The 9,208-nt window shown below is 60.0% G+C and carries 8 protein-coding genes; 6 read left to right on the top strand and 2 right to left on the bottom strand.

Annotated features, from left to right (window positions below; genetic code table 11):
• The first annotated feature begins 124 nt into the window (after positions 1 to 124).
• On the top strand, positions 125 to 778 hold the full coding sequence (locus AC1DQR_RS29990) for a hypothetical protein (protein WP_477134293.1): 654 nt from the start codon (positions 125 to 127) through the stop codon (positions 776 to 778).
• A 165-nt stretch (positions 779 to 943) separates the two neighbouring features.
• On the opposite strand, the gene AC1DQR_RS29985 is transcribed toward AC1DQR_RS29990, so the two are convergent.
• Together AC1DQR_RS29985 and AC1DQR_RS29980 are read right to left on the bottom strand one after the other, a co-directional pair.
• On the bottom strand, positions 944 to 1,507 hold the full coding sequence (locus AC1DQR_RS29985) for a c-type cytochrome (RefSeq protein ID WP_477134295.1): 564 nt from the start codon (positions 1,505 to 1,507) through the stop codon (positions 944 to 946).
• A 109-nt stretch (positions 1,508 to 1,616) separates the two neighbouring features.
• Positions 1,617 to 2,825, bottom strand: coding sequence for a cytochrome C (locus AC1DQR_RS29980; RefSeq protein ID WP_416053270.1), 1,209 nt, complete (start codon positions 2,823 to 2,825; stop codon positions 1,617 to 1,619).
• A 335-nt stretch (positions 2,826 to 3,160) separates the two neighbouring features.
• Between AC1DQR_RS29980 and AC1DQR_RS29975 the strand changes: the two genes are divergently transcribed.
• The 5 genes from AC1DQR_RS29975 to AC1DQR_RS29955 all read left to right on the top strand — a co-directional run bounded on the left by AC1DQR_RS29975 (position 3,161) and on the right by AC1DQR_RS29955 (position 9,173).
• On the top strand, positions 3,161 to 3,856 hold the full coding sequence (locus tag AC1DQR_RS29975) for a VIT1/CCC1 transporter family protein (RefSeq protein WP_477134292.1): 696 nt from the start codon (positions 3,161 to 3,163) through the stop codon (positions 3,854 to 3,856).
• Positions 3,857 to 4,322: 466 nt separating this feature from the next.
• Entirely contained in the window at positions 4,323 to 5,681 is a 1,359-nt protein-coding gene (locus tag AC1DQR_RS29970; RefSeq protein WP_477134291.1) for a c-type cytochrome, read from the top strand.
• Between the two features lie 79 nt (positions 5,682 to 5,760).
• Entirely contained in the window at positions 5,761 to 6,939 is a 1,179-nt protein-coding gene (locus AC1DQR_RS29965) for a porin (RefSeq protein ID WP_416052663.1), read from the top strand.
• A gap of 64 nt (positions 6,940 to 7,003) precedes the next feature.
• Complete coding sequence (locus tag AC1DQR_RS29960) at positions 7,004 to 7,540, top strand: sugar dehydrogenase complex small subunit (protein WP_174425940.1); 537 nt, start codon at positions 7,004 to 7,006, stop codon at positions 7,538 to 7,540.
• The gene (locus AC1DQR_RS29955) at positions 7,533 to 9,173 is read left to right on the top strand and encodes a GMC family oxidoreductase (protein WP_416052664.1); all 1,641 of its coding nucleotides are present in this window, start codon (positions 7,533 to 7,535) and stop codon (positions 9,171 to 9,173) included. The genes AC1DQR_RS29960 and AC1DQR_RS29955 overlap by 8 nt, the downstream gene beginning before the upstream one ends.
• Positions 9,174 to 9,208 lie beyond the last annotated feature (35 nt).

Below are 9,208 nucleotides of genomic sequence, written 5' to 3'. Positions count from 1 at the left end.
ATCTGCGCAAGCGTGTCACCTTTGCGCCACCGCTCCCACATTAGTGCCTTTTGAGTCTCGGTGTAGTAGATCCTGCGCCTCTGTTTCATTTGCAACACCTCCACTGCTCACGCAGCGTCTAGTGTTGCATCGACCCGTTGAATCCACGACGCCAAGCGGCCATTCGCAGCCATCTTATCCCGGCGAAGTCACCACCCCGCACGGCTGGCGCGCGACCGCCGAGTTCTCCTATGGCCTCGCGCCTGCCTGGGAGCTTGGGCTTTACATCCCCACCGTGCTGTCGCGAGACAACAGCTACTACGTGACCGGTCCCAAGCTTCGCGTGAAGTGGATGCCGATCCGCACTGTCGATGGCGCTGGATACTTCGCAGGCGCGAACGTTGAACTCGCGCGCGTCGGACAGAAATTCGAGAGCGCGACCAAGACCCTGGAGCTGCGTCCAATCCTTGGTTATCAGGACAGTAATTGGCTCTTTGTCTTTAACCCCGTGCTGGGATGGGATCTTGCTGGCCCGGACAAAAGCGCTGTCCCCAGCGCAACCCCTAGCTTCAAGGTGGCCCGAACAGTATTGCCAGGGTTGCGCGCGGGCGCCGAGTACTACATGAATCTGGGCCGCGTCAATCATCCAGCCACGGGGCCTGGGCAGGCGCAGACCATCTATCTTGCTTTCGATGTGAGTCGCGGCCCCCTGGTCTTCAATGTCGGCATAGGCCGCGGGCTATCCCAGGCTGCTGACCGCTGGACACTGAAATGGATCTTCGAAATACCGTTCTCCTGAGCCGCCAGCCTGGGAGAGAACCGCGCCAGGATAGGCGCCAGGAGGTTCTTGAGTCCGGCGCCTTCACGCGCAAATCGGTCATCGACCTATGACCGTCGGGCCCGATTCCTTTGCCCACCCAACAATCACAAACAAGATACGACTGAATCTGAATCCGAATCTGAATCACTTGGATTGCAGATAGGTTGCAACGGCGTTGGCTTGATCGTTGTTCAGATTGTGTGCCACCGCACTCATGACCGGTGCATTGCCGCGCGACTTGTCCCTGAAAGCCTCGATCTGACGTAATAGATAGGATTTATGCTGCCCGGCAAGTCGCGGGAATTGCGCCGCACCCTGTCCCTGCGCGCCATGACAGGACGCGCAGGCTGGCACCCCGTCATCGGGAGCGCCATGCTCGAAGATGGTCTGCCCCTTGGACATCAGTGCCGTGTCTCCGGCCGCACCGGGTGCCGCGGTTTGACCTGCATAGTATTCGGCCAGCGATCGGATGGTTGCGTCGTCAAGCTGTGACGCGATGCCCCACATGAATGAACGCGCCTCCGTTTCGCCACGCGCATGCTCCCGGAAGCCTTTGAGCTGTGCCTCCAGGTATTCAGGTGTCTGAGCGTCAAGCCGGGGGAACATTGGCGACTCGCTTCGCCCGTGAATGCCATGACAAGTTGCGCATAGCTGGGCAGCGAGCTTGGCGCCATCCTCGCCATAGGCCTGGATGATCGTCATGCTCATGCCCGTGAAGGTCAGCAGCGCGAACAACGGTACACGGATGGTCTGCGTCATTTTCATAGTCGTACCAGGCCCAGAAAATCTCCAACGGCAGATGTTGCCGGTGGCTCGTTCAGAACATAAACCAGCCGAGCAGATATAGCGTGTTGTTATCGCCGGCATTCCTGCCGTTACCGTCGTAGTTGGAACGTGCGCCATTGAATTTAAGGAACCACGTGTACTGCACCGCAAACTTGACTTGCGGGTGAGGCAGATAGTTGAGCTCGAAGATCAGCCCGCGCGTGTCGGGATATCCATTGGCGCTGCCTGTGACCGGCGCCGGAGTGTACAAGCCCGTATCCGCGTTTCCGGTGGTCGAGAAATAGGCCAGCGTGCCACCATACTTGCGCTGGTAGATATAGGACGCCTTGGCCTTGAAGGTCGTAAGGTGGTCGGTCGGGTTCGCCGGTGTGGGGCCAGCGCCTATGCCGCCGCTGGGAAAGCTCGCGCGCCAGTCCTGTTTCTCGTAGATCCAGGCCGCCTGGGCAGTAAAGGCATGGGGTAGCGTGAGGTACTGGTACTGCGCGTCCAACGCATAGTCGCTGAAGCGGTCCGTGGGCGTGCCGGGCAAGGTGTTGTCCGGATACCGGCTGGCTATCAGGCCAAAGGTGCCCGCCATGATGGAGTGCGGGCCCCACTCCCGGTTGTACGCCACGCGCCAGTATGGGTTCGCGCCACTCAGGCGTGCCACGCCCCCGGGTGTGTTGCTATCTTGTCCGGTCCGGAACACCGAGAATGCCTGGTCAGCTGTCCGATAGAGGCCAAATTCGATATAGAGGCTGCGCTGCCAGAAGAGGTACGCGGACGCGCCCGCCACTTGTTGCGCCAACCCGCCATCGATGAGCGTGCTCGCCATTGGCGTTAGCGAAACACTGCTCGACGCGTAGGGATAACCGAAGGCTGGCGTGCTGTTCCACACGTCGGAGACCGTCGGGTTATTGTTGACGGTCATGCCGTAGATGAAATCGACATCGTTATCTGTCAAGTGCCACGCGGCGCGGACATCGGTGTTGTCGAGCGCGGCATGATGGGCGATGCCATCGTAGGTCCATTGCGCAAAGGCGCCCACATGGTCAACGATGCGGCCGGCATAAAAGAGGCTCGCCTGCTGCAGCGTAGTGTCGCCATCGCGCAGGAAGTCGTAATTGGCCCGGTCAAGCGTCCTGGTATGTGTTTTTGATACCTGCACCATTGCCGAGACCGGAATGGTGGTGTTGTTCGTCAAGGTGTAGCCAGTCAACTTGAAGAAGCGGCCGAACGGAGTCAGTTCGGGAAAATTCACATGGCAGGCCATGCAGGCCATGCCCGTCTGGCGGGCAAAGGCGGGAACCGCCTCTGCCTCCCTCGGCAGCAGAGCGACCACGCAGGCAAGCGTCAACAGCGCCTCTACGGCGTACCTTGTGTAAGCTCTCATCATGTCCCCCGCCTTCCCCTCGGATTCCGTTCTCAGGCTGGCATTTTTTTCAAGCCTAGAAAATCAAGTAACCTTTGAACAGGAATTTCGACGCAAAAGCTTGCGCTGCGTCAAGTTGAGCGGATGCGGGCGGCCAGCCGCTATTTTGACGATCCCCTTTGCCGCCGTCCAGGCGATTATGCCAACCCTCCAGATGAGGAAATATGCCCAGGCGACATAAGGAACAGCATCGTGTTGAGGCCATTGGGTGGCTGCGTGCCGCGGTGCTCGGCGCCAATGACGGCATCGTATCGACCGCAAGTCTCGTTATCGGCGTGGCATCGGCACACACCGCTCACGAGAATATCGTGCTCACGGCCGTAGCAGGTCTGGTTGCAGGGGCCATGTCGATGGCAACAGGGGAATACGTATCAGTTTCATCTCAGGCGGATACCGAAGCGGCGGCCTTATCCGAGGAGCAGGCTGAACTCGACGCCGATTTTCCACGCGAGCAGCAAGAACTGACCGCAATCTATATGCATCGTGGCCTGGATCTTTCGCTTGYCAAGCAGGTTGCCGAAAAGCTGATGGCGCACGACGCGCTTGGCACGCATGCACGCGATGAACTGGGGCTTTCGATTGCGACCTCTGCACGGCCTTTGCAAGCCGCGCTGGCTTCCGCCTGCAGTTTCTCGGTCGGCGCTGCCCTGCCGGCTACCGTCGCAGCGCTTGCCCCCGAATCAGCAGTGATCCCGTGCATAGTCATCTCGGCGTTGATATCGCTGGCTGCCCTGGGCGGCCTGGCCGCAAAAACCGGCGGTGCCAAAGTCGGCCCGGGTGTTATCCGCGTGGTCTCCTGGAGTGCCTTGGCCATGGCTGTGTCATCAGGCATCGGCCTGTTGTTTGGCAACATAGGCTGAGACGCCGTAGCCCGCTGGCGCGCAGCTCGAGGCGCCGCTTGAAAGGCTCCCGCTCAAGCTGGCGCAAGCCGACTGCGCAGCGTCGTGACGATGTGGGTCGACGAACGCGTACTCAAAGCGGCTACCACCGGGCCTCGCGCGTTGATCACCGCATGTACCGACTCGAGACGTTTACCGTCGATCGCCTCCGGGCTCGCCACTTCAGTTCCCAGGCAACCGAAGGCCGGTCCGTGCGGGAGTGCTCAACCGCGCATCCGCTGCCTGTCCGCCGTGCGTCCGCATCACTTGGTGCTTACTACTGATCGCACACCGGGCGCCGCAATGAGGAATGTACATTGCACAGTTTCGTTCTTTACACTAGGCTCAATCGAATTGAGGAGCTTACACTCTTCGCTTGGAAGCGAGATCGATCAGCGTGCACTCAACCCGATGGATGCCTCGCTTTATCCTTGCCCTGAGTTACGTGATGGCTTCGCTCTCAGGTTTCTATGCATCGCAAAGCGAGGCACAGGACACCGTCGATGCCGATCAGGTCAAACGAGGCCAATACCTGGCAACGGCAGGCGACTGTGTGGCCTGCCACAGTGCGCCAACCGGGAAGCCTTATGCAGGTGGGCTGTCACTTCCAACGCCCCTGGGTGCCATTGTTTCGACGAATATCACTCCGTCGAAAACCCACGGCATCGGCAACTATACGCTTGCACAGTTTACCGACGCGTTGCGCAAGGGCGTGCGTGCAGACGGGCAACGTCTGTATCCGGCCATGCCATACACGTCCTATGCGCTGGTGACCGATGAAGATGCGGCAGCGCTCTATGCCTATTTCATGCATGGCGTAGCGCCTGTAGATGCCGCGCCCGACGCCACTGCCCTGCCCTTCCCCTTCAATATCCGTATGTCGATGGCGGCCTGGAATCTGCTATTCCTCGACGGCAAGCCATTCCGCGCCGACCCGAGCAAGAGCGCTGAGTGGAACCGCGGCGCCTACCTGAGCCGCGGGCTGGCGCACTGCAGCGCCTGCCATACCCCACGTAATGTCATGATGGCCGAAGAAAGCGCTCGCGAGTTTGGTGGCGGGGATGTGGGGACATGGTATGCGCCGAATATCACTTCGGATGCGATCAGCGGCATCGGGAGTTGGAACGAGCAGGAGATTGCCGGCTATCTGCGCAACGGTGATGCCGTGAATAAATCACAGGCCGCCGGGCCAATGGCCGAAGCCATTGATCACAGCCTGAGACATCTGAACGACGCCGATCTGCATGCTATTGCGATCTATCTGAAGAGCGTGCCCCCGATTCACGATGTCGCGGATACCCGTGCAGCCTCTGCATGGGGTGCCAAGGCGGACGATCTGATCAGTATTCGCGGGGTTGCCTTGCCCACTGACCTGAACCGGATGAGCGGCCCCCAACTCTATGACGCCCATTGCGCGACTTGCCACCAGGCACACGCGGAGGGCAGTTTTGACGGAGGGTTGCCCTCTTTGTTTCACAATGCGGCGCTTGGCAGGTCCAAGGCCAACAACCTGGTCATGGTGATACTGGACGGCGTTCAACGCCAGGTCGATCCGCCTGAACTACGGATGCCCGGATTTGCCCATTCACTCACCGACCAGCAAATCGCGACGCTGGCGTCCTACCTGACGCAACGCTACGGTAATCCCAAGGTGATCGTCACGGCCGATGAAGTCAAATCGCTGCGGCAGGGCGGAGCGCCGTCGAATCTTGTAGCCCTCGCCCGTGCCGGCATGGCGGCAGGTCTGGCTGTGGTCATTGGCCTGATATTTTTCGTCGTCCGACGCAAGCGCAGAAGGTCAACCTAAGCGGATGCAGGGCCGGCATGTCGGCAGTGGGACGAACCGTCGACCTGAAACTGGCGTATTTGCGGAGCCACCTGGAGAGATGATGAAGCCATCCCATTTTCTCAAGGCCACAGCTATCCCGTTGTTCTGGCTTGCTGGCGCGTCGGCCAGCGCGCAAAGCAGCGTCACGCTGTACGGCATCGTGGACGATGCGCTTGTCTATGCGAACAATCAGCAAGGCCACTCCAATTTCTATACCCGAAGCGGCAATGTCTCGGCTTCGCGTTTCGGCCTGCGCGGTAGCGAACCCCTCGGCGGAACAACCTCGGCCATCTTCGATCTGCAGGAGGGTTTTGATATCGACTCGGGCAAGGAATCCAGTTCCGGCCTGATATTTAACCGGCAGGCCTTTGTCGGCCTGCAGGACACACGTGCCGGGACGCTGACGTTGGGTCGCCAGTACTCAGCCTATTACCAAATACTCGGCGGGATCGGGCCCGTTGGGTATCTGACCGGCGCGACGGGCGCACACCCTGGCGATCTCGACGCCCTGGATACCACGGTCCGCCTCAACAACTCTGTCCAGTACGTCACCCCGCTGCTTTCCGGTTTTAGCGCAGCCGTGCAATACGCCTTTGGGGAGATGCCTGGAACCTTGCAGCGCGGCAGTTCCTTCAGCTCGGGTATCAAATACGCAAATGGGCCGTTTACCATCGGCGCAGCCTATCTGCGTTTGTACAACACCGGAAACGTGCGGGCGCTCGATCCCAATGCGAGTGGTAGCTATGGTTCCTCATCGGTCACTACCGGCTTTGTGTCCGCGCATGATGTCCAGCACGTTGGCGCGGCGGCTACGTACAAGCTGGGGCTGGCGCTCCTTGGACTCAATTACACGAACGTGCGGTTCAAGCCTGGCAATAGTTCGCTATTTACCGACACCGCTGTATTCAACACTTACGGCGCCATCGCCCACTTCGATATCGCCCCGCAGTTCGACGCCGCCGTCGGCTATAGCTACACGCGCGCCAGTGCCTCAAACGGCATTTCCGATAGCGCCCGCTATCACCAGGTGTCGCTCAAGGAGTCCTATCACTTCTCGAAGCGCACTGCGCTATACGCGCTGCAGGCCTACCAGCACGCAAGCGGGCAGACGCTCGGTGCTGCCGGCGGTGCGCAAATCGTCAACGCGACGGCGACCGTGGGCGATTCGCAAAATAGTACGCCGGCTTCTGGCAGCAATCAGTTTGTTGGCATGTTTGGCATCGTGCATAATTTTTGAGCAAACCGGGCGTCAATCGCTTCCGCAGGAGGCGACGGCATTTCTTTCCTGGACGGGTATCGCTATGGAATCTCGCGAACAAATAACGACCAAGGACGCTGAGCCAAATTGCGCGCGCCGGGCGTTGCTGGCCGGCTTGCTCTCCACCTATACAGCCTCGCTGATTCCCTGGGCGCTGGCCCAGCCCGTAGCCAATGGCGATCAGGGTGCGTTTCTCGCGCTCTCCGCCATCATAGCGGGGCGACAGACACTTGACGGCGCACTGGCCAAGCGCCTGTATCAGGCGCTGACCGACGACGATGCCAAATTCCCCGCGGAGGCCCGCCAGTTGCTGGCCCTCATCGACGAGCGCAAGATCGACCCACTTCAATTACAGCAGGTGCTCGACAGTGAGCAGTCGCCGCTGGCCACCTTACCGCGCAAGATTGCGACGGCGTGGTTCATGGGCATGGTTGGCAGTGGCGACAACGTGCGGACTATCGCTTATGAAAACGCACTCAATGCCGTCATCGTCTCGGATGTCTTGAAACCCCCGACCTACTGTTATGGCGTCTATGGCAGCTGGGCAGCGAAGCCGAACGCAGGAGCGAAGAATGGCTGACCAGTCATCTGCTGATTTTGTCGTCATTGGATCGGGAATCATCGGTTCGCTGACCGCGCGAAAACTGGTCAAGAGTGGCGCCTCCGTACTGATCCTGGAGGCGGGGCCGCGTATCACTCGCGCCGAAATCGTTGCACGATTTCGGAACTCCACGCGCAGGAGCGACTGGCTGTCGCCCTATCCGCCCGCCCCATGGGCACCACACCCGATCTACCAGCCTAAGGACAATGGGCATCTGATTCAAGCCGGACCCTACCCGTATCCCGCTGAATACATGCGGATCTACGGTGGCAGCACCTGGCACTGGGCGGCACAAGCCTGGCGCAACGTACCGAACGACTTCCGGATACAGAGCTTGTATGGCGTCGGAGTCGACTGGCCTATCACCTATGAAGAGCTCGAGCCGTTCTACCAGGAAGCAGAGGAAATCATGGGCGTCTCGGGAGCGCCCAATACCGGCTCGCCACGCTCCAAACCGTTTCCGATGGAGCCAGTAGCGGAAGCATGGGCCATGCGCCGGATTCGGGAGCGGCTCGCCCCCGCCTATGAAGTGGTCAGCAACACCACAGCGCGCAACAGCCGAACCTACGACGGCAGACCGCCGTGTTGCGGCAATAACAGTTGCCAGCCGATCTGCCCGATCGACGCGCAATACAATGGCGGCGTCGCCGCAGCCTCGGCGGAGGCTGCTGGCGTCACCATCCTGACAAGTGCAAACGTCTACAAGCTGGAGCACGACGACAAAGGGAGAATCACCGCGGCCCTGTACTATGATCCGGACAAGCGATCTCATCGTGTCACCGGCAAGATCTTTGTCGTCGCGGCCAACGGGATCGAAAGCCCAAGGCTGCTATTGCTCTCGGCGAGCGACAAGTTCCCCAAGGGCCTGGCGAACAGCAGCGACATGGTCGGCAGGAACCTGATGGATCACCCGAGCACCTCGCTCACATTCGACGCCGATGAAGACCTGTGGCTGGGACGGGGACCACAGAGCCCCACCTCCATCAACACCCTGCGCGATGGCGCCTTCCGTTCCGAGCACGCCCCATACCGGCTGGACTTCACGAATATCTCCCGCGTCGATGGCACCACGAGAGCATTGATCAGTGCGGGAGTCTATGGCGTGGAATTCGAACAGCGCTTGCGCTACAGCGCGGCACGGGAGATGAGCCTGAAGAACGTCCTGGAAGTGCTTCCGCACCCGGAAAACCGGATTACCCTGAGCGACCAGAAAGATGCCATGGGTATCCCGAAACCCCAGGCTCACTATTCCATCGACGACTACACACGCCGGGGAGCCGAACGTTCAAAAGATGATTTCAAGCGGGTTGCCGAACTGATGGGGGGCACAAATCTGCGCCAAAGCAAGGACGGTGATTTCGCCAATAACCAGCACATCTGCGGCACGCTGAGCATGGGTAACGACCCCGCAAAGTTCGTTTGCGACCAATGGGGGCGCACGTACGACCATGAGAACCTGTTCCTCGCGAGCACCGGGGTGTTACCGACCGCAGGCACCTGTAACTCGACGGAGAACGGCCTCGCCGTGGCCTTGCGGACAGCCCAACACATTCTGTCGGAACAGGCAGGCCGGCCAACACCAAATGGAGATCAATCAAAGCCCTCTGGGTGAAATGACTGTTGCACACGACAGTGAGCCGCGCCCTG

The organism is Cupriavidus sp. 05L411, from assembly GCF_056398045.1.
The sequence above is the reverse complement of the archived record's forward strand: the minus strand, read 5'-3'. Positions and strand labels throughout refer to the sequence as shown.

Coding starts and splice junctions, on each gene's coding strand:
- AC1DQR_RS29955 (WP_416052664.1), top strand. CDS start 7,533: ATGGCTGACCAGTCATCTGCTGATTTTGTCGTCATTGGATCGGGAATC.
- AC1DQR_RS29985 (WP_477134295.1), bottom strand. CDS start 1,507: ATGAGCATGACGATCATCCAGGCCTATGGCGAGGATGGCGCCAAGCTC.
- AC1DQR_RS29970 (WP_477134291.1), top strand. CDS start 4,323: ATGGCTTCGCTCTCAGGTTTCTATGCATCGCAAAGCGAGGCACAGGAC.
- AC1DQR_RS29965 (WP_416052663.1), top strand. CDS start 5,761: ATGATGAAGCCATCCCATTTTCTCAAGGCCACAGCTATCCCGTTGTTC.
- AC1DQR_RS29960 (WP_174425940.1), top strand. CDS start 7,004: ATGGAATCTCGCGAACAAATAACGACCAAGGACGCTGAGCCAAATTGC.